This window comes from Rhodococcus maanshanensis NBRC 100610 (genome assembly GCF_001894865.1).
Taxonomy (GTDB): domain Bacteria; phylum Actinomycetota; class Actinomycetes; order Mycobacteriales; family Mycobacteriaceae; genus Rhodococcus_G; species Rhodococcus_G maanshanensis.
In genome coordinates this window covers 29109-49772 of sequence record NZ_BCXA01000032.1, presented here as the reverse complement: position 1 = coordinate 49772, position 20664 = coordinate 29109, and the positions used below count along the sequence as shown (strand labels likewise).

General features: G+C 64.4%; 16 protein-coding genes. 8 read left to right on the top strand and 8 right to left on the bottom strand.

The genetic code is table 11. The features are described 5' to 3' along the window. Positions 1-131: 131 nt before the first annotated feature. Positions 132-719, bottom strand: a complete 588-nt coding sequence (locus tag RM1_RS16410; protein ID WP_072752815.1) for a hypothetical protein — start codon at positions 717-719, stop codon at positions 132-134. A gap of 1595 nt (positions 720-2314) precedes the next feature. Here RM1_RS16410 and RM1_RS16400 point away from each other — a divergent pair. After that, a complete protein-coding gene (locus RM1_RS16400; RefSeq protein ID WP_143069489.1) occupies positions 2315-3544 on the top strand; it encodes an ApeA N-terminal domain 1-containing protein in 1230 nt (409 codons plus the stop codon). Between the two features lie 183 nt (positions 3545-3727). Here RM1_RS16400 and RM1_RS16395 read toward each other — a convergent pair whose 3' ends face one another. After that, complete coding sequence (locus RM1_RS16395) at positions 3728-4324, bottom strand: hypothetical protein (protein ID WP_072752813.1); 597 nt, start codon at positions 4322-4324, stop codon at positions 3728-3730. Positions 4325-4621: 297 nt separating this feature from the next. On the opposite strand from RM1_RS16395, the gene RM1_RS16390 reads away from it, so the two are divergent. Together RM1_RS16390 and RM1_RS16385 are read left to right on the top strand one after the other, a co-directional pair. Then, the gene (locus RM1_RS16390) at positions 4622-5299 is read left to right on the top strand and encodes a TetR/AcrR family transcriptional regulator (protein WP_072752812.1); all 678 of its coding nucleotides are present in this window, start codon (positions 4622-4624) and stop codon (positions 5297-5299) included. Beyond that, positions 5296-6225 carry a TIGR01777 family oxidoreductase gene (locus RM1_RS16385; protein WP_245816391.1) on the top strand — a complete coding sequence of 310 codons (930 nt, stop codon included), beginning with the start codon at positions 5296-5298 and terminating at the stop codon, positions 6223-6225. Before RM1_RS16390 ends, RM1_RS16385 begins: the two co-directional genes overlap by 4 nt. A gap of 60 nt (positions 6226-6285) precedes the next feature. On the opposite strand, the gene RM1_RS16380 is transcribed toward RM1_RS16385, so the two are convergent. From RM1_RS16380 to mqo, 4 genes are all read right to left on the bottom strand, one after another. After that, positions 6286-7347: a hypothetical protein gene (locus tag RM1_RS16380; protein WP_143069488.1), complete on the bottom strand. Its 1062-nt coding sequence runs from the start codon at positions 7345-7347 to the stop codon at positions 6286-6288. Further along, entirely contained in the window at positions 7344-7886 is a 543-nt protein-coding gene (locus RM1_RS16375; protein ID WP_072752809.1) for an RNA polymerase sigma factor, read from the bottom strand. The genes RM1_RS16380 and RM1_RS16375 overlap by 4 nt, the downstream gene beginning before the upstream one ends. A 192-nt stretch (positions 7887-8078) precedes the next feature. Beyond that, positions 8079-8774 (bottom strand): hypothetical protein, encoded by a 696-nt coding sequence (locus RM1_RS16370; RefSeq protein ID WP_072752808.1) that lies wholly within the window; start codon positions 8772-8774, stop codon positions 8079-8081. Between the two features lie 213 nt (positions 8775-8987). Next, the gene (gene mqo / locus RM1_RS16365; protein WP_072752807.1) at positions 8988-10484 is read right to left on the bottom strand and encodes a malate dehydrogenase (quinone); all 1497 of its coding nucleotides are present in this window, start codon (positions 10482-10484) and stop codon (positions 8988-8990) included. Between the two features lie 94 nt (positions 10485-10578). Between mqo and RM1_RS16360 the strand changes: the two genes are divergently transcribed. Then, entirely contained in the window at positions 10579-11484 is a 906-nt protein-coding gene (locus RM1_RS16360; protein WP_174562959.1) for a LysR family transcriptional regulator, read from the top strand. A 340-nt stretch (positions 11485-11824) separates the two neighbouring features. On the opposite strand, the gene RM1_RS16355 is transcribed toward RM1_RS16360, so the two are convergent. Further along, positions 11825-12307, bottom strand: a complete 483-nt coding sequence (locus RM1_RS16355) for a MarR family winged helix-turn-helix transcriptional regulator (RefSeq protein WP_072752806.1) — start codon at positions 12305-12307, stop codon at positions 11825-11827. A 95-nt stretch (positions 12308-12402) separates the two neighbouring features. Here RM1_RS16355 and RM1_RS16350 point away from each other — a divergent pair, with 95 nt between their 5' ends. The 3 genes from RM1_RS16350 (at position 12403) to RM1_RS16335 (ending at position 16745) form a co-directional block, all read left to right on the top strand. Continuing rightward, entirely contained in the window at positions 12403-13317 is a 915-nt protein-coding gene (locus tag RM1_RS16350; protein ID WP_072752805.1) for an alpha/beta fold hydrolase, read from the top strand. Between the two features lie 1923 nt (positions 13318-15240). Beyond that, the gene (gene ccsB / locus RM1_RS16340; RefSeq protein WP_072752803.1) at positions 15241-16215 is read left to right on the top strand and encodes a c-type cytochrome biogenesis protein CcsB; all 975 of its coding nucleotides are present in this window, start codon (positions 15241-15243) and stop codon (positions 16213-16215) included. A gap of 86 nt (positions 16216-16301) precedes the next feature. After that, positions 16302-16745: a hypothetical protein gene (locus tag RM1_RS16335; protein ID WP_169922338.1), complete on the top strand. Its 444-nt coding sequence runs from the start codon at positions 16302-16304 to the stop codon at positions 16743-16745. A gap of 1532 nt (positions 16746-18277) precedes the next feature. Here RM1_RS16335 and RM1_RS16330 read toward each other — a convergent pair. After that, positions 18278-19960 (bottom strand): CocE/NonD family hydrolase, encoded by a 1683-nt coding sequence (locus RM1_RS16330; RefSeq protein WP_072752801.1) that lies wholly within the window; start codon positions 19958-19960, stop codon positions 18278-18280. A gap of 68 nt (positions 19961-20028) precedes the next feature. Between RM1_RS16330 and RM1_RS16325 the strand changes: the two genes are divergently transcribed. After that, the gene (locus tag RM1_RS16325) at positions 20029-20649 is read left to right on the top strand and encodes a TetR/AcrR family transcriptional regulator (protein ID WP_072752800.1); all 621 of its coding nucleotides are present in this window, start codon (positions 20029-20031) and stop codon (positions 20647-20649) included. Positions 20650-20664 lie beyond the last annotated feature (15 nt).

Here is a 20664-nt window from a genome sequence, read left to right as displayed (position 1 = left end):
GTCAGCCTTTCCTCCGCAAGCTCTTACCGGTCAGTTCAAGCGGGCCGAACTTGAGCAGCCGTGAAACGCGCACCGCAGATGTTCCGACCACGACCCCTACCCGCCTCAGCACTGACCCGGCACTTCGGGTATCAGCAGTAGTAGGGCGGCTCAACGTCTGGGTCGTCGACGACGACGTCGACTTCCGGCAGGGCCAACGTCGCAGCGATCGCCTCGGCGGATGCGCCGATCGTGGCGAAGTGGGGGTCGACGTCACACGTCACGCACCAAGCGCGATCTGCGGGCCACACGAACGACGGAGTCGGTGCGTCCTTGTCACCGAGCAGCGCCTCGAACTGACTGTTCCAGTAGGGGAAGTCCGCGAGCGAGCCGTGAAAGAGGTAGTAGCCACGGTTGGGGATAGCCACCCTCGGGAACGGGCCGTCGGAGTGGAAACTCGGCCATCCCTCCCAGACGAGGAAGTAGCAGTCGTCGGGAGTTTCGGTGTATCGCGCCAACGCTGCCAACACGACCCCGATCTGGTCGGTGTCGTGCAAGGCGTCGGCACCGACGTGGACGTCGGTCTCCCGTTGCCCCGGAAAGGCCGGGTCGGGGATGATCCGCAGCCTCGAGTACCTGTCGAAGCAGACCGGGCCCCGGGCGGCGAGCCGACCCCAGTCCTCGGGTCGTTGTTCGATCCACCGCGCCGCGGTCAGGTCCCTACACCGTGTGATGCTCACCCAGCCAGTATCACTGCCGTCCCCAGCCGAGCAGCGACGAGCGGCGGCTGAAACGACGATGCCGGACGGCGTGGCTCGATTGATCAGAACGACAAGATCATTATGGGCAATTCCCACGCGCGCCATTCGGCCCTAGACCGGACAGGTCACCACGCTGCTTCGCAGAGCGCACCGATCGGGGCCACCACCTGACCGGTATGGCCGTCGAACCACACCGGTGCACAATCCACCTGCCGTGCTTGCAGCAGATGCACACCCCTGAGGTTCTCGACCGGGTTGACCCTGCGCCAAGCAACCAAGGTCCTGTGGATACCGAGCACCACCGCGTCGCGCGGTGGTGCCGGTCAGATTGATTCTGCGCTGTTGGCCGACTCGACGAACCGGGACCAAAACGGCACGCGGACGGTGATGGGCGAAGAGACTTCCGGCCCTGACCGAGAGGAAACTCATTGGTCAGGTATTCGACGAGGTTCGCCCCGTAATAGATGATGTCGGTCTGCCATGCCGAGAAGACCGGCGATCCCGTCGGGGAGGGTGCGGCGGGCGTGAAACGGTGCCCGTAGATCGGGACGAGGCGCGGCCACGCCCCGAGTTCCCGACGCACGGTTGTGGCCACATTCTCGGATGTGGAAGGCAGTTTGCCCCACGACGCCGGCCAGAAGGGCGGTGTCTGATGCAGTGCATCCCAAATGAAGCCCTCGGCGACGCGGTCCAGCCAGGTACCCAGCTTGAGATCGTCGCCATTACGCCAGTCCGGCCAGCCGTCGCCGACTGGTAGAGCCGTCGCCAGAAGACTTCGGTGGTCGGGGTTGAAGTGAAATCCAAAGCGTTCGTGAACATTGGAAAACTCAGCATCGGTCAGACCGCGGTCGAGTTCGACCCCAGCTTCGTTGAGCAGTGCTGCTGCTTCGCGCCCGATGTGTTCCATTCGAGGAGTCTCGCAGACACACCGACAACGATAGGAAGACCGCACCGTGGGAAGCCTGCACATCCGCCAGTTGACCGACCTACGCGATACTGATCCCACGTCACCGCCGCCTGCGGATCGCAAGCTACGAAGTCAATCGGTTCGGCGGCAAAGAACTCGCGGAACCTACGGCAACAGAAATGGTTGCGTCATCCTTCGACGAGTTGCACCGCGCATCCACTGACCCGATCCGTAGTCCAGTAAAAGGCCCCACTTCACCGTGCTGTTTGACCTGCCGGACCGGGTCGACGCCGGGCTCGTCGCTGGGCGACCCTTCAAGCACCACGTCCACCCGCTTCGTCGGGGCGATGTTGTACGACAGAGACAGCTCCTCCCCGACCGTCTCGGTGGCCTCGAACGCCGCGACCAGGTCCGGCGACTGCTGGTGCTCGCATACCGTCCATCCACCGTCTCGTCGCCTCCTCGTGATGAGCTACCACGTTACGACCGTAACGAGCGGATACGACCTCTCTAGACTCCTTCGGAGACGGCCGTGGCGCCCGGTCTGGAAGTCAGCGCAGGCGCTCGTATCCGGCAGGCTCCAGCGCTGACTGATCCTCGTGTTCTGCGATGGCGGCAAATACGACGTTCTGCCTGCGAGATCTGGTGTCGCAAGTAGCTTGATCGAGTGGAATCGCTGGAAACACCTGGGCAGTTCTGGTCCTCTGAAGACAACAGCAAGCGCATCGATGGCGCGTTGACATGGGAGCCAGGGTCGCCGGCACGGCTCACTCTCAAGTCGCGAGTGATCGACGAGGCCGCCGCGCCATTCACCGTGACGCCCGAGACTGGCGGGTTACAGATCACACGCAGCGGTGATCCAGCTCGAATCGTCGCCGACGGCGTGCCCCGTCTGATCTTGGGCGACACCGACCTGGGTCCGGTGACGTGTGTCGATTCTTATCTCCAGCACCCTCCGATGAATCTGTTCGACTTCACGACGCCGCCCCTCCAGCAAGTCTGGGACCCGTACACGCTCATCATTGGCGCCCATCTAACCGAAGGGCATGCGACCCAGTTGGACGCGGTGAAGCTTGTCCTCGATAGCCCGGTTTGGTGGTCGCACCTGCCCGACCGCGCGTCGGCGTCCGATGATGCGGGCGAGATCGTGTGTGAGCGTGTCGGAGGCGAGACATGGCTGGAGTTCCGGCCGTCGTCGACCATGTCGATCCGCTCGGCCGATCGCGCGGTCCGATCCGTGGTGACGTTGGCGAAGCTGGCGCTCGACGCGGAGCTGACACCAACGCGGGTACAGATCCGCAACGCCGGACAATCGGACTGGTTGGAGGTCAAGACAGATCGCACGGATCCGTGCACAACGTCGGCACCCAACCCGCGCAATCTCTTGTCACCCGACGCTCTCACACTCGAGCGCGTCGCGCGGTGGCTGGCGATCGAACAGACGATGGATGGGCTCGCCGCCGCTGTTGCCGACCCGGTCGAAAAGCAGGCGATCCAAGTTCACGCGCTCATTGCGTGCTCCCTCGTCGAGGGGATTCACAAGCGAATTGTCGGCAGCAAGCGAGACTACGTCGGCCGCGCCGGAGACCTTCACGCGATGGCCCAGCGTATTGCCAGCGATATCACCGATCCCGTCGCCGAGTGGGCGAGGTTGGTAAAGACGGCACGAAACGACCTGGCGCATCACAACACTGGGCGAACATTCGACGCTCAGTTCCTCAACTGGATGATCGCGGAATCGTCTGTGATCTGGGTCCTTCGGCTGTGCCTTCTGGGCCACACGGGATTCACCGATGAGGAGGTACGCACCGCGCTCGCGGATCATCAGCGATACGCGTTCTACCGCGAAAACCTGAGAATGCACGTCAAGGAGCGCGACGCGATTACCTCGCCGTAACCGGGCACAGCTAGGGCACTGTCCACATGCCCGCGCCCGGTAGAAGCGTTGTGGGTGTACCCGGGAAACCGGACGCGCCACCTGCCGTGGCAGCAGGCCTCGGACCTTTAGCGTGTTCGCAGGCCGGCCGCAATCGTGAGGTGGGTAGTCCGGCAAACGCGGGGCCGGGATCGGGGCCGCCGCTTACCTGCGTGACCGGATCCACCGGCGCACCAGTGCCCCCGCGATCACGACCGCACCTCCCGCGAAGGCGAGCCTCCACCACCACGATGCACCGGCGGCGTCCCCGGCGCCCTCACCGCCGTCGTCGATGAAGACAAAGACCTGGTCCTGTGGATCAATTGCTAACGGCGCCCCATAGACGGTCACCGCAGCGTCGCGAGTCCGGTTGTTTCTCGATTCGGTTGTCGCCGAACAACTGTCGACCGACCACGGTGCACCCTTGGTGTCGTATGTCGAAGTGAACACAAGATACTCGGTACCGATATCGAAGCCGCGCCCACAGGCAGCGCTCTGCACACTCGACGACACCACCGTCTCAGCACCGACGTCGCCCTCGAACACCTCACGGACATCGAACTCGTAAAACTCGGTTTGATCTTCGACGCGCTTCGCCGTCGCGGTCCCGGTGAAGACCGACGCGGCATACGAGACCTGCTCGACTATCCGAGGACCGTCGGGCTCGTAGACGCACGAGCAGGCATGAGCCACGCCAGGAGCGGACAACGGCAGCACTCCCGCCAGCCCCAGCACCGCGAGTACCGACAGCAACCACCGCACAACGCCCCCGTTCCGGCCGGCGTGATCGCCGACCGGAACCGATGCTAGACCGGGGCCCGCACCCAGAGGAGGCAGATTCCAGCGACGGCGATCATCGCCGGGCCAGTACGGTGACCGCGACCAAACCATCTATGGCGGGCCACACGATTCGGCCGATATGTCGCCCCACCAGCGCGGTGCCGACTTCCGCTGCGGATGAGCCGACGAGCCTGACGGGGTGGGCACCGACTGCCCTCTTTGAACGTGTTCAAATGAGGCGTTACGCTGAAGTTGAACGCGTTCAAATAGGGAGATGCGATGAGCGATCGCGGGACCGAGACTCGGGAGAAGCTGGTGGAGACCGCGTTGCGGCTCTTTCGTGACGAGGGCTTCCAGCCGACGACCATGCGTCGGATCGCGAAGGAGGCAGGCGTCTCGCTCGGTAATGCCTACTACTACTTCGCCAGCAAGGACGAGCTCGTTCATGAGCTGTATCTGGTGATCCAGCGCGATCACCGTGATCGGGTGCTGCCGCTCCTGCGTGAGGGTGGCTCACTCGAGGAGAACTTGAGGACGGTCCTGCACTCCGGACTCGATGTCATGGCTCCTTATCACGGCTTCGGCGGCACATTTCTGCAGAGTGCCCTGCCGACCACATCGCGATCTAGCCCGTTTTCGGTCGAGTCGACCGACGCGCGGGCGATGGCCATCGATCTGATGCGCGATGTTCTGGTTGCCTCGCGTCAGAAGACGCCGCCGTCATTGGAGAAGCAGCTCCCCGCACTTCTGTGGCTCGCGTATCTCGGTGTGACGTTGCACTGGGTCACTGATTCGTCTCCCGAGCAGACGCGCACCCGTGCGCTGATCGACGGTCTTTCCCCTGTGGTCGCCAAGGCAGTCAAGCTCGCCCGGTTGCCAGTTGCCCGGGGCATCGTCGGCGACGTCGCCAAGTTGATGGCCAATATCGGTGTCAGAGAAGGAGTCACAACGCGATGAGCACTATGAACAGCGTCGTCATTTGCGGCGCTTCGGGTTACATCGGGCAGTACCTTCGCCGATCGCTCGAAGCGGGCGAGGTCGCGGTGCGGACGATCGGCCGAGGCGGCGTGAGCGATGCGACCTGGTCCGATGAGCAAAGTGTCGTCGATGTTCTCAGCGGCGCAGATCTGGTCGTCAACCTCGCCGGCCGTTCGGTGAGCTGCCGCTACAACAAACGCAATGCCGATGAGATCTTCTCATCACGGGTGGAAACCACCGCCTTGCTTGGTCGTGCACTGGCCCGCACGCCGCAGCCTCCGTCGCTGTGGGCAAATGCCAGCACCGGCACGATCTACCGAGATGCTCGTGATCGACCGATGGACGAGGCGACCGGCGAGCTAGGCAAGGGATTCTCGGTGGCCGTCGCACGAGCCTGGGAGCAGGAGCTATCCGATGCACCAACACCCATCCGCAAGGTCGCGCTCCGGATGTCGATCGTGCTCGGCGCCGGCGGCGGGGCGATCAACCCCATCATCAATCTGACCCGCCTGGGCTTCGGCGGCAAGATGGGCGATGGTGGGCAGATGTTCAGTTGGGTGCACGTTGAGGATGTCGTTCGCTCGATCACCCATGTCTTCGAACACCAGGACATCTCTGGGCCGGTCAACATCGCAGCGCCGGTCCCGGTGACCAACGACCAGATGATGCGTGAGATGCGAACTGCTCTGGGTCGACAGCGCGGGTTACCGACACCCGACTGGATGCTGGAACTCGGCGCACGGATCATCCGCACCGAGGCTGAGCTGGTACTCAAGAGCCGTTGGGTCGACCCGGCTGTGCTCGCAGATACCGGCTTCCGGTTCAAATACCCGACGCTCAAGTCGGCGTTGAACCAGATCACTCAGGAGACTCCGCGCGGCCTACTTCCCGTGGCACTCGGCTGAACGACAACACGCCCTATCAACATTCTCAAAACCATCCACCGCGTGCCGCTCTAGGTCCCGCTACGGCCGCTCGCCTACCGACCCCACGCGAGCTGTGTCGAGCCAGACTGTGTAATTGACTGTGGAGGGCAGGGGGATTGGAACTTCTGCAGCTTCCGGGATGAGTGCGATCTCCTCGTAGTCGAGTAGTGCGCCGGTCGATTCGTCGAGGATGAGGACGAGCTTTCGATCGCCGGTCGAGGTGCTGACGGCGATTCCGGGGCGCCCCACACGATCGTTGACGGCTCCGAGGACCTCGATGTCGTTTTGGTCTGCGAGGAGGCTCAGGTAGGCCGATTGGAGTTCCGGCGAGGCGATCTGTGATGCCCAAGTATCTCTGAACGCGCCGAACCATTGCTGGACTGTTCGGCCCTGCCCGTCGTCGAGGAGTTGATCGCGTAGCACCGGGGCCGATTCGTCCCCCGTATCCAGCCGAGTCCATGGGTGTTCCTGGGGACTTACTTCCCAGGATTGGGTGACACCGTTCTCGGTGTCGGTCACACGACCAGACCCGTCCTCGGCGCGCCACTGCTCGCGGTTGATCTCCGCGATCTCGGTTCTGAGAACCAGACCATCGGTGGTCTGATGAGTTGTCAGGTACCACCCGCGGCTCGTCACATACTCGTACGGCCCTTCGCCTCGAGCGGGTGGCTGCTGCTCAGCTCGGTCAGCCAGGTTCAACAGCAGCTCGTGTGAGGAGACCGGGCTGCTATAGGCGACGAAGTGCAGCATGGGGGCGGTCGCAGCATCGCCTGGATTCGCGCCGACCGGTGGGAACACGGCCGCATCGGGATTGGTTGGCGGCAGCGAGAAGGTCCGTTCGGCAGTCGAGCCGGGGGTGGCGACGGTTCGTCCCTGCTCGTCCTGATTCAGTGCGACCAATGCGCTGATCGCCAACCCCGCCGCAACCATGACGCTCGCCGCAACGAGCAGCGGCCGGTACTGCCGAGTGCGGCCTTCCGAGTGGTCTCGTTCGTGTAGCAGGATCGATTCCAGGGCACCGGGTGGCGGCGCCAGCTCGGCATCCGGCGACACCGGATTCTGACGTTCCATCCTGGCGAGAGCTGTTCGGTCGTCGCTCATCTCGCGTCCCTTTCGCTCCGCAATGTGGGGTTGACGGTGCTCGGGTCCTGGGCGGACAGTGCGACCTCCAGCCGACGCCGGGCGCGGTGATGCCGGACCGCAAAGGCCGAGGTGCTGCAACCCATGACTTCGGCTGATTGTGCGTGGCTCAGGCCATCCCACACTGTCAGCATCAGGGTCTCCCGGTCGCGATCGGAGAGGGATGCCAGCGCGCCCAGTACTGCGAGGCGTTCAACAGCAGCGTGGTCCGCTCCTGGCTCGGCAGCCTCGAACTCGAGCAAGCTCGCCGTCATCCGTTCGACCAACGCCTCCTGTCGGTCAGTGCGGCGCCGATACTCGGAGAGAACGTTTCGCGCTGTCACCAATAGCCATGGCAGCGGATCGTCTGGGAGCTGGTGCAGCTTCCGCCACGCGATAAGGAAGGTTTCGTCGGTGGCGTCCTGGGCGGCCGAATCTGTGGCCCGCCGACGGGTGTACGCCCCCACGCGGGAGTACAACCGCGTGTACATCTCCGTGAATCTCGCCTCGTCGGCGCCCATCGGTCCCCCTCGCTCACCCCGTCCTCAAGTAACGGCCGCTCGGTGGGCGAAAATTACACAGCCCCGCACACCTACTTGAATAGACAGGACACGACGACAGTTCATGGGCTGATCCGTCATGAGAGCGGACTCGCCGTCGACCTCGAGTGAGCGGGATGCGACTGGCGCCGACTACCACCGCGCATCGAACCTCTAGATGAGATTGGGCTCGGTCCTGTTTGGCGTCCTGACGGCCAAGAACCGAGCGATCCCAACAGTCAGCCCGATCCCGACGGCCACAACACCGATGACGACCGCTACACCCACCAGGTACGCCGTGAGAGACGTGAAGAAGTTCGTCGTCCGCGTGATGAGAACCACCGCACCGACACTGAGCGCGGCACCAACCGGAAGTAGCGCAGCGAGCCACCGCACGGTCGACGTGGCGCGAGGATCACCGTAGTTGTGCAGGAACCGCCACACGAACAACAGTGCACACAGATATCCCAGAATCCCGGACGAGACATTCACCGGGCGTGCGTACTGCCCCATCTGGATCGCCGAAAGTGGCGAGAGCACTAGTGAGAGCACGAGCCAGAGCACGAGCGAAGGAGTAATTAGACCAGCCACGAGTCCGAGAACGGCGGCTGGAATAGCCAATTCCAACCGCAACGCGCGACCGCACATACCCCGTTCGAGCGCCCGCTCCCGGAGCATCCGCTCGCTCACGGGATCCGGGGCCGCTTGCATACCGTGACCATCTGGGTCGACGCCGCGGAGTTCAGTCTTCAATTCCGAAAGCAGCATCCTGCGATCGGCCCCGCGGACACCGGCACGTCGCCAGAGGCTGTTCGCCTGCTGGATGATCTCGGATCGTTCGGCGCTGTCAGCGCGCGCGATGGTGTTCATTCGACGTCCGTTCCACTGTCAGCTGTCCCCGCCCGGCGGGCAGCTCCCCCCTTGATGTGTTCAGCGGGGATCGTATTCTCTGAGCGCCTCTCGCGGCCACGAACCTGTCGAGGAAACCATCGAGTGTTCACTCATGAGGCCCGCTTGGGTTCACCAGTGCGCACAGCCCAGGATCTCCTTGCACTAGGTCGCGCGTTACCCGGAGCTGGATCGCTATGCCACGCCGAGGATTCGCCCGGTGCGGTCGAGGTTGCTGTCGATGGTGTGCTGGTCTGCGTCCACTCGAGTCTCGATCGCCGGCATCAGCTCAAGCAACGTCGGCTCCCATTGTTCGTAGTGTTCGGGGAAGCAGGTCGCGAGGAGGTCGACCATCACGGACGGGGCGATCGAGGCACCAGGTGATGCGCCAAGCAGTCCCGCGATGGTCTCGTCGGCCCCAATGACCAGTTCGGTCCCGAAGGTCAGTACACCGACCCTTCGCGGGTCCGGCTTGATCAACTGAGCGCGTTGGCCCGCCTGCACCAGCTCCCAGTCGGCGGGGTCGGCGCCTGGGTAGAAACGCTTCAGCTGTGCGAGCTTTCGTCTCCGTGATGCCAGCAGCTCACCAATCAGGTAGCGCACGAGCGGCAGGTTCTGAGCGCCGACGGCGAGCAGCGGTGCGATGTTGCGCAGTCGGATTGTCGTGAACAGGTCGGTGAGCCTGCCGTGCTTGAGGAGCCTGGTACTGAACGTCGCGTAGGGCCCGAACATCAGCGACGGGCGACCGTCGACCACTCGCCGGTCGAGGTGGGGCACCGACATCGGCGGGGCACCAACGGAGGCTTGGCTGTAGACCTTCGCGGTGTGCTGTGCGACGACGTCGGGGTTGCTGGTGCGCAGGAACTGCGCGCCGAGCGGGAAGACTGCGTACCCACGCACCTCCGGAATCTTTGCCTTCTGTAGGAGCTTGAGGGCGTATCCGCCGGCGCCGACGAAGACGAACCGGGACCTGATCCTGAAGCGATCCCCGCAGCTGCGGTCGCGGCCCGTCACGGTCCACTGGCCGTCGGCTCCCCGGGAGAGCCCGGTGACCTCATGGTGCAGGCGGACCTGTGCACCGCGCCGGGTCATGGCGCAGACCAGAGAACGGGTCAGCGCGCCGAAGTCGACGTCGGTGCCCGCCTTATACCGTGTCGCAGCGATCGGCCCAATACCGGTGCGCCCCTCCATCAACAACGGCGCCCATCGACGGATCACGTCGGGATCCTCGGTGTACTGCATCGCCGAGAACAGCGGCGAGCGCTGCAGGGTGGCGAACCGTTGCCGCAGATAGTCGACATCGCGATCGCCGAAGACGACGTCCATATGCGGCGTCGAATTGATGAAAGACGCGGGAGTGGGCAGGTCACCGCCCTCGACCAGCGCGGCCCACAACTGACGAGAGAGGTGGAACTGGCGTCCGATGGCCTCCGCCTTCGCCGAGTCCCCAGGATCGGGCATGTAGTTGAGCTCGCACAGCCCCGCATGGCCGGTACCGGCGTTGTGCCATGTACACGAACTCTCGCCAGCGATCTCGCCGAGGCGCTCGAGCACGACAATCGACCAGTCGGGCTGCAACCTGGCGAGCAACGCACCCAGGGTTGCGGACATGACGCCGCTACCGATGAGGACGACGTCGACTACGTCGTGGTCGATACTCGTTCCTGCGCTTGCCGATTCACTGTGGTCCATGGGATCGCGCTCCTTGTTCGTCGGTGGTGGCCCCCAGGGTGCTCCCGCACCACTCATCCGTCCAATGACCAGATCAAGGCCTTATCATCCGAGTATGGATCGATTCCTGTCGGACGAGGTCGCGGCCGTGGTTCCGCTACTGGCCGCGTTCGACACCGCTGCCCGTGAAGGCCACATCACCCGCGCAGCGGACCTGCTCGGAGTGCCGCAGTCGTCACTGAGCCGACGCCTCAAGGCCTTGGAGCACACGCTGGGTGTGCCCCTTTTCCAACAAGTCGGGCGTGGAGTCTCCCTCACCACCGCCGGACGCGAACTCCACGAACGAACCCGAGACCTGGTGTGGGCACTCGATGACGCTGTGAGCGCGGTGCGCAGCAACGCCGACCCCGACAGCGGACTCGTCCGCTTCGGGTTCCCCCTCACCCTCGGACCGGTGAGCATCCCCTCGTTGCTCGCCGAGTTTCACCGGGTAGCGCCGAGAATTCGACTGCATCTTGTGCAGGCACACGGCGAAGCGCTCGCCGGGATGGTGCGCGATGGCCGCCTCGACCTCGCCGTGATGATCCCGCCGCCCGACGACCTGCCCGTAACTGTTCTGGGACACCAGCGCATCCTGCTCCACGTCGCACGCACCCACCCGCTGGCCGGACGCACACAGGTCGACCTCGCGGAACTCGATCAGGAGCATTTCATCGCCAGCCCACCGTCCTACCACCTGCGGCAGAGCCTCGACTCCTGGTGCGCCGATGCAGGGTTCAACCCGCACGTAGCATTCGAGATCAGCGAGTTCGAGACGATCCGGGTCCTCGTCGGGCACGGCCTCGGCATTGCCCTGCTACCGGCCGCGGAAACCCCTCACCCCGACCTCGTGAGCATCCACCTGCCCGGAGTGAGCGACCGGACCATCGGGCTCGCCACGGGCAATCATCGGCCGACCGCCGCAGTCACCCGTCTGCGCGACCACATCACCCACCGCGCCAACGAGTTCATCACGAGGTGACTCTGCTGCGCGAGGGGACCGCTGCATCAACGGCGAAAGATCGAGCGATTGCACCCCGGGAGCTCATCCAGTTTGTGATCAAGAGCCGTTGTCGATGCGTGACTACTGACTGGTCAACCTAGCCATTCACATGTAACCCAGGATGAAACGAGATGGATTGACACGCCGAACATCCATCCGCGGCGGCCTTCCAGCTCAGCCGGTCCTGCTCAGTGTTTGCTTCGCGAGGCGGTGTGATCAGCACAGTCAGTCTCCTGAACTCAGCCACGTCCTAGATGAGCGTTCGCAAGTCGGGTGGCGTGAAAGCAGTCGATTGCGCGCGCGACCGACCGTCGCGCCGCTACTCGTTGATGTCGGGATCCCGGCGAGTGCTCGCGACAGCCGCCTGCATGTCAGTCAAGAACCTGACCACAGTCTCCATTTCCTGAGGGCTGTACGTGCCAATGGCGGCCAACGCATTCGCGATCGCTGGCCCGAAGAACGCCCAACCGAGCTCCACGGCTTCAGGAGTCACCTCAACGAAGACCCTTCTGCGGTCCTGCGAGTCCCGTTGACGCCGCACATGTCCCGCCTTTTCCATGCGGTCGATCAGTGCGGTCACTGATGCGGAGTTGAGGTGGAGCTGCTCCCCCAACCAACTCGGGGTCGCCGGGCGGCTGCTGCGTTCGGCGTCAAGTAGGCAGATCAGTGCTCGGACGTCGGTGGAATGCAAGCCATACACTCGCCCAAACTCCGCGCCCAGAAGGTGCAACTCGACCGTCAGCGCCCGAAGCCGGTGCACCGTATTGAGCGAATCCTCGGCAGGTCTACTTCCGGTATCCATCACGATCTCCTGCGGTCGACAGCATTGCCTCAACAATCTACTATCTCGACAGATCCATTATCTCGATCAATCGAGCTATCTGCCGAGGAGACCGGATGCCCCAGTTGTCGACAGTCGATTTCGCCACCACCCCGGAAGGAGTCGCCTTCTACGGTGCATACGACCTAGTTCTCGAAAAGTGGCCGGTCGACGTCACCAGCGTCGACCTCGAAACGCAGCACGGAACGACCCGGGTCAACATTTGCGGGCCGGCAGATGCCCGAGCTCTGGTACTCCTGCCCGGAGGTGGGGCGACCTCGACGGTGTGGTTCCAGAATGTCGCTGCTCTCGCCGATCGATACCGGGTCTTCGCGGTGGATCTGATCGGCGACGCCGGCCGGAGCGTCGCGGGCGACAACCACCCGCGGACAGTCGATGACCTCTTGTCATGGCTCGACGATGTCACCACCGCCGCCGGTCTGGCAGCTTTCAGCCTCGTCGGCCACTCCTATGGCGCAATGATCGCGCTCGCCTACGCGCTCCGCGAGCCCGATCGCGTCCAGAACCTGGTGCTGCTCGACCCAAATTCGTGCTTCGTCGGCATGCGAGCGCAGTACCTGGCCCGCGCCATTCCGTTGCTTCTGCGGCCCACTGAAAAGCGCAGAGGCGACTTCATCCGTTGGGAGACCAACGGGCAGCACATCGATGAGGACTGGCTCGATCTGGATGCCCGTGGCGCGGAGCATTTCCCGAAGTCGAGAACCGTTGTTCCTAAGCGGCCCAAGCGAAATGCTCTCGAAGCATTGACTGTCGACACGACGGTGATTCTTGCGGAGGGCAGCAAGGTGCACGACAGCCGGCGACTGGCGACCGTGACCGAATCAATCCCGCGGCTGCGCACGATCATCGTTGGCGGAGCAACGCACCACACCATGCCCATGAGCCCCGCCACGGAGTTGAACTGCGCTCTGCTGGACGGCCTTGCCCCGCGCGAAAGCGAGAGGCCAGTCGGAGAGGCGGACAGTCCGTGACGGAGGTTCTGCCCCCAGAATGATGGCGCCGTCCTGTGGTTCCACCGGAAACGATGAGTCCGGGGGCAACGGCGAAGAGGTCTGAATGGAGGATTCGACGTCGTCGAGGCCCGGGGTGTCGAGGACGCAGCGAATGACCCGACCGCTGGCCATCAGGATCGCGCACAGCAGCAGGATCTCGATGGTCACCCGGGGTCTGCGCGCTTGGGTTGTGAGCGTCGTCGCTCCTGACCGTTGTCGTGTCCATAACAGCCGGACTCGATCGGCCGACCTGGCTCGAAGCGGAGATTGTTCCAATCGGGCCCCGACCATCAGCAACATGGAACTCATCCAGGTTTGTGTGATCTGGAGCCCTCGTTAAGTGTGATTACCGACTGGTCAACCTATCCAATCAGCATGCAGCCCAGAACAAGCCGGCATAGGTGAACACCCCTCCATCCATCCATCTGTTCTATTCTGACTGTTGATCTGATGCTCCATTCCTTAGCTGCGCGCGCCTCCATCGCCTCGCTCGCTCGCTCCATCTCGCCGCGGACCGGACCCGCACCATTCCATCCATCCACTGCTGCTCTCTCTCGCGCCTCTCCATCGCGCGCCCACGCCACTACGCGCGCGCGTTCCATCCACCCCCGTGCGCTTCCAAGCCGCACCACTCCACGGCCGAGTCGGCAGGCTGGCTACGGCTGGCGGCGGCGTCGCTCACCCGCTTCGCCCGCGCGCCTCCATTCCTCCCACGTGTACGGCACCATTCGGAGGTCATGCCAGTTGTAGTGTCACGAATGTGACAGCTCACCCCGCCGATGCTGAGTGCTTGCCGGTCCGCCATCTTGATCTGGTCGAAACGTCACATCTCACAATCACGCCGGATCAGCGGGTCGCGATGAACGCAGTGTGGGACGCTGCAACTCGAGAGAATCCGAATCTCTTCGACGGTCCTGTGGTGGTATGCACAGCGGTCGAGCAGCACCCGCCGGCAGCACTGCGGATCTCATGGGCCAGAGCCACATACCGGATCCATGCTTTGCGTCGTGTTCCAGGCGCCACCTCCTGGCATCCATCACTTTTTGTCACCGCTTTGCAGCCGACGCCTGAGGGATCATTGCTGGTTGGACAGATGTCGTCGTCAACCGCGGCACCCCGACGGTGGCAGTTGCCCGGTGGATCGGTTGAGCCGCCTCCCGACCACGAAATACTTGACCTCGATTGGCTCCAACGCCAGGCCTCACGGGAGCTCGAGGAAGAAACCGGCGTCGAGGTGCAGCCAGCAGAGCTAGGACTTTGGACAGTGACCCGCGGTCACGATGGCAACATCGGAGTTCATTTCCTAGCCCCGCCAAAGTCTGCGACGTTCCTGCATGATCGATACTCCTTGCTCATGTCCTCAGAGAAGGCGGCCGGCCGCACTCCGGAGTTCGACCGGATCGCCCTGGCGTGGTCAACTGCAGATCTACGCCACCTCGACGGACAAAAGGCCGACTACCTCGGTCCAGTCATCCGCGGATTCAGTGAGGGTCGGTAGGGCGGCCGGAATCGAAGCCCATTGAAGCTGACTTCACAAACTGGAACTTGTCCAGATTTGTGTGATCGGGAGCCTCCGTAAAGTGTGATTACCGACTGGTCAACCTATCCAATCCGCATGCAGCCCAGACCGAACTGGCATTGGCGAACACCCCTCCATCCATCCATCGGCCGGCCATCACCTTCGGGACGACGAGCACAAGTCGAGTACCACTCCCTGATTGGGCCGATCGCGCTTCGGGGTCCCGCGAGTGAGTCGGATATCCCCATGCACGCGTGGATGGTCACCGGAATGCGCGCTTCCGAGGTGATCGAGGTACGAGGGCGGTGGCGGCTGCACGGGTCAAGTCCGAACCGACAATCCTCTACGATCCACCGTAGTAGCCGAGAAGTCACGGGGGGCTCATGCCGGTCAACACCACGCTGGCGCAGTACAGCGACTACGCGTTCGCGTCCGCGTTTGCCATCTATGTTCTTGCTCTGGTTCTTTCGGCGTTCGACTTTGCGGGCACCTCAGTTCGACGGAGGGTCGCGGCAGACGCCCAGACCCGGGCTGTGACCGCTGTCGGCGCACCTACCCCGGATACGCCGGGGCGGATTTCGGCCGCGGACAGCATCCGCCCGCCAAGCGAGCGAGCTGGACGTGCCGCCATCGCAGTCACGCTCGTTGCCCTGACATTGAACGTGGCCGCGATCGTCCTACGTGGCATGGCGACCGGCCGGTGGCCGCTGGGCAACCTCTATGAGTACGCACTGTTCCTGTGTGCAGCGATCACTGCCTGCTGGCTGGTCGCGGTGCGGCAGTACCCGATCCGCAACCTGACGGTGTTCGTCCTCGCACCGGTGGTCATCCTCCTGTTCATCGCGGCAGCGGCGATGTACAACGAAGCAGCTCCCGTCGTGCCGGCGTTGCGCTCCTATTGGATTGCAATCCACGTGACAATCATCGTGTCCGCGTGCGGGATCCTCACCTTCGCCAGCACCGCGAGCTTGCTCCACGTCATCGCCGTCTACGGACGCGATGGCGCCCGTGGCTCGCTGGCGTGGATCGCCAACCGGCTCCCATCCGCGGAACTGCTCGACCGGGTCGCCTACCGCACGACCCTCGTCGGCTTCCCGCTTTACACCATCGGGGTCATGTGTGGTGCGATCTGGGCCGAGGCCGCGTGGGGTCGCTTCTGGGGCTGGGATCCGAAGGAAACCGTCTCTTTCATCGCATGGGTGCTGTACGCCGCATACTTGCACGCCCGAGCTACCAGCGGATGGGGAAGCCTTCGCGCGTCCTGGATCAATGTCGCAGCACTCGCCACGACACTGTTCAACATGTTCGCGATCAACTTCGTCGTATCGGGCCTGCACTCCTACGCAGGACTCAACTGACGTACCAGCCCGACACGACTGCTGTGGACGATGGACAGATACAGCAGCTTTCGCGTACAGGGCAGCAAGCGAGACAGGGGAGGCCAATGAACGAGCTACCGCCGATGCGACCGGTTGAGGTGCGCTACGACCCGCCGATAGATGCGCCGTGGTGGCAAGTAGTGCCCGCGATGGTGCTGTCCCCGGCAGCGTTCATCTACTCGTTGATGGCGACTCCCGGTGCCGCGGTCGCATGGACAGTCGGAATTCTCGAGGTCATAGTCGGCATGGGATGCATGAGCATTTCGACAGCGCGGACGCTGCATGAGAATGCCGGTCACCGGATTCCGATGTTGGGTTCGCCGCCGGTGCGACCGCGGCGGTTCGATCTGTTTGCCGGAGTCGGGTTTTCATTGGTGCTCGGAGGTGCGGTCCTCATCGTCGGCGCACTCGACCGCGGCCCGTCGCCAATGGTTGCCCTCTTCGCGGTCACCGCGCTCATCGCGGTCACCGAGACCGTCCCCTACGTGATCCACAACAGGCGCTTGTAGGTCGACACCGCAGGACGATCGTGGGGATCGTCGGCACACCGGCCGCCCGGCAAACCGACCCGGGCGACTCGACACGTCGCGGACTGAAATGAATGCCAGGGGTGGGTCTCGAATGACCACTGAGCGCTACGTTTCCGGCAATTCCACGGTACTTCAGGCGCGCTCGATCGCTCCGAACCTTTCACCCGATGAGAAGTCAGTGAGCTGCGTGTCGAGTCGGTCGGCGCGGCCGTCGCGCATGGTTTGCCAGAGTTGTTTCGCAACTTTCCATTTGAGACAGCGCATGCCTCGCCTGGTCCTGCACCCAGGCTGCGCCTCCCCCGCCCAGCCCGTGGGACTTTTGCTGAGAATTCGCTGAGTATCGTGGCGCTCCCGCGCGTGGGCCACCTACTGTCCTCCCCGCTATCCCGGTCAGGAGATGGGTCGGGACGGCGCGTTGGCCTCGCCACCCACCCGAATTGGGTGGCGAGGCCCTTTCCCATACCGGCGTGACGCGATTCGCGCTCGGGGCAGCACCGCCGCGCCCTACTCCGCGTTCCACCGCCCGCCCTGCGGCTGCGGTCCGGCACGTAGCAGTAACGCGACGCCCTGAATCCCCGATTTCCAGAATGTGCCACTCCCATCCCCCTGTGTGTGGCACACGAGCCCTGCCGGATGCGTGACATTCGGCAGGGCTCGTTTCATGAGCGAGGCCGTCGGCGTCCCGACACACCAGCGGCCTCTCGAAGGCATACACGGCCGACGAAGTTCGACTAACGCCGTGCATGCGTGGTCCTGCTACTAGGCAGCGCTTCCCCCCGCCCCGTCTGTGGGCTTTTGCTGAGAATTTGCTGAGTATCGTGGCGCATCCGCGCGCGGGTCACCTACCGTCCTCCCCGCCACCCCGGTCCGGAGCTGGGTCGGGACGGCGCGTGGGCCTCGCCGTCGTGGAGAGCGGCGGGGCCCACACTCATACCCTGAGCGGCGCCGATGGAATCGCCATTCTCTTCCGCTCGCAGCGTCGCGCACCCCAGTCCACGGACGCGCGCACGGCCGGAGACCGACCTAATGCCGTGCGGGCACTCAGCGAACGGCCCGAGCGTGGACGGGGCCACCTACTGGCACGATGACGCATAGGACGCCACCACCCACCTCACCTGCACAGGGGGCAAGTAGGTGTGACACTGAGTACATCAGTAGTGCGGAAACCGCTGTTACAAAACAGATCTCCGCCGGCACGGGCGGCCAAGCTCGGACCGGACGATCGACCGGGAAAGTTCGCCACGGGGTCCTGCGAGAGAACGGCGTTCGCCGCCCTCAACGCGCTTTCTGAGAATTCGCTGAGTATCGAAGCGCGCCCCGACCGGGGTCACATATCGTCCTGCCTCGCCGTTTCCGGTCCCAGCCAGCGGCGGCGGCCTCGCCACTCACCGCATGGGGTGGCGAGGCCTTCTCATAACGATGGACGATGAGGTGGAAGCCGTTCATCGGACGCTCCCGTCCCGCGCGGGTGACTGTTCGGGGGTGGCGTGCTGAAGCCATTGCGGCGGTGGTCAATTCGATGCGACTGGCCGCCAAGTAAGGGTCAGGGCGCTCGGGGTGCCAGGGCCGGTGTGGATGGCACAGGCGGTATTCGGGGATTGGCGATACCAGGCGGGGAACTGGCCGCGCAAGGGGTCACGGGCGAAGGGCCAGCGGCCACTGAGCTCCAGGCGAAGTTGTTCGCCGCGCCGCAGACGGGTGGCATGGGGCAGCAGGGCCAAGTCGATGGGGGTGGGGTGGCCCGGGGTGAGGGGTTCGGGCTTGTGGTGGGTGTGGACCGGTTGCAGAGGAGTGGACAGAGCCGGGTCGAGAGTCTGGTGGGCCAGGCGCTGCCAGCCCTTGGTGACGACATCGGCATTGAAGCCGTAGGAGCCTTCGAAGCAGATCTCTCGACCGTTACGGAATTTGCGGAGGACGGCGAAGAGGTTGAGGTCCTCCGCGTCGGCGAGGGATACGTGCAGGTGCAGAGCGGACGCGCCCAGGATGTCCAGATCGGTGGGCGCGGTCCAGGTCCAGGCCAGGGGGCGGCCACGGGAGCGGAAGGAACGTTGTCCGTCGGCCGGCCCAGCGTCGTCGGACAGCAGGCCGTCGGCACGCAGGTGGAGGGTGGTGGTCTCGACGTCCCGGGGCGGCCAGTCGTCTGCGTAGTGGATCTCGGTCGGATGCGGGCCCTGCTCGTGAACGGCGATGCGGACCGCCGGTCGGGTGTCCCACCCGTTGTCGACGTCGCGCAAGACGTGGTCGAAGAAGCGAATTCGCTCGGCAGTGGCCTCCGGGCCGTAGTAATGCGACCACTTGCCGTCGCGGTGGGTGTAGAGCCATTTGCGCTCGGAACCGGCCCGCCGGAACGCCTCGAAGCTGCCACGGCTGTGCAGGCTGTGGTCGGAGAAGGAGGCACACACCAGCATGGGAACGGTGATGCGAGCCAGATCCGGTGTGCGGTCGGCATACCAGTCGTCACGGTCGGGGCGGCGAAGGATCTCGGCGCGGATGTCGTCCGTGACACGGGCCTCGCGGGAGGTGGCCTTGCTCCAGAAGACGCTGAAGCCGTCCTCACGAACTCCGCCGGGGTAGGCGAAGTCTCGATAGAAATCGGAGAAGCCCTCCCAGACACACAGGGCGGCCAGGTGGGGCGGGCGGAGCGCGGCCACCCGGTACTGGCTCAGGGCCAGATAGGACACCCCGTCCAGACCCACGCGGCCGGTGCACCACGGTTGAGCCGCGACCCATTCGATGAGGTCGTAGTAGTCCTGGGCCTCGGTATCGGTGAACAGCGAGCCGACGCCCTCGGAGGTGCCGCCGCCGCGCAGATCCGCGTTGACCACGACGAAACCGTGCGCCGTCCAAATCAGCGGGTCGGGTGCCTCCCAGCTGGTCAGCTCGCTGAACCGGACGCGGGCGGGCTGCGGCATCAGCCGGTACTGGCCCGAGACCGCGCGCCGGTTCCTGCCATGGGCGGGGACGCGGTCTTTGCCGTACGGGTGCGCGGACATGATCACCGGATGCGGGCCCGCCGAATCGGGGTGAAAGACATTGATCCGCAACACCGTTCCGTCACGGACCGGAACCGCCACGTCGTAGTCGGCGCGGACGTCGGGGGCGGGCACGATGTCGACACCGGGCCGGATCAGGTTGGCGATCCGGTGGCCGGCCCGGCGCAAGGCCCCCGGTCGGCGAAGGTAGGACCTGGTCATCGTTTTCCCCCGTCTCGTCGGTGCGATATGCCCACTGTGGACCGCACCGCTGCCTAGAATCAACGGCGATGAATAAACCCGGGCCCCGCGGCCGCCGATCCGGAGCGCCCGATACCCGGCGCGGCATCCTCGAGGTCGCGCGCCGGCGTTTTCTCGCCGAGGGCTACGTCAAGGTCACGATGCGTTCCCTCGCCGCCGATGCCGGTGTGAACGCGGCGCTGATCAGCTATTTCTTTGGTTCCAAGCGTGGACTTTTCGCTGCCGCCATGGCGCTGTCGGCGAACCCGGCGGACCTGTTGGCCGAGGCACTGCCCGGTCCCCCGGCGCGATTGGCCGCCCGGGTGCTGACGGCTCTGGTCTCCACCTGGGACGATCCGCAGCGCGGCGGCACGATTCGCGTACTGCTCACCGCCGCCGCCCACGACGAGGATCTGGCCCGGCTGATCAGGGAGATGATCGACCGCGAACTCGTCACCGTGCTGGCCGAACACCTCGGCGGCACCGGGGCGCGCGCCCGCGCCGGACTGTTCGCCGCGCAGGCGCTCGGTGTCATCCACGCCCGCTACGTCCTGCGTCTCGAACCGACAGCCTCGATGCCCGCTGATGAATTGGTGCGCGGGCTGGCACCCGGATTCACCGCAACACTGTTCGGCGCGCCGCCGCGGGCGCAGCGCCGACCCTCCGGCTGACCCCTCCACCCACCC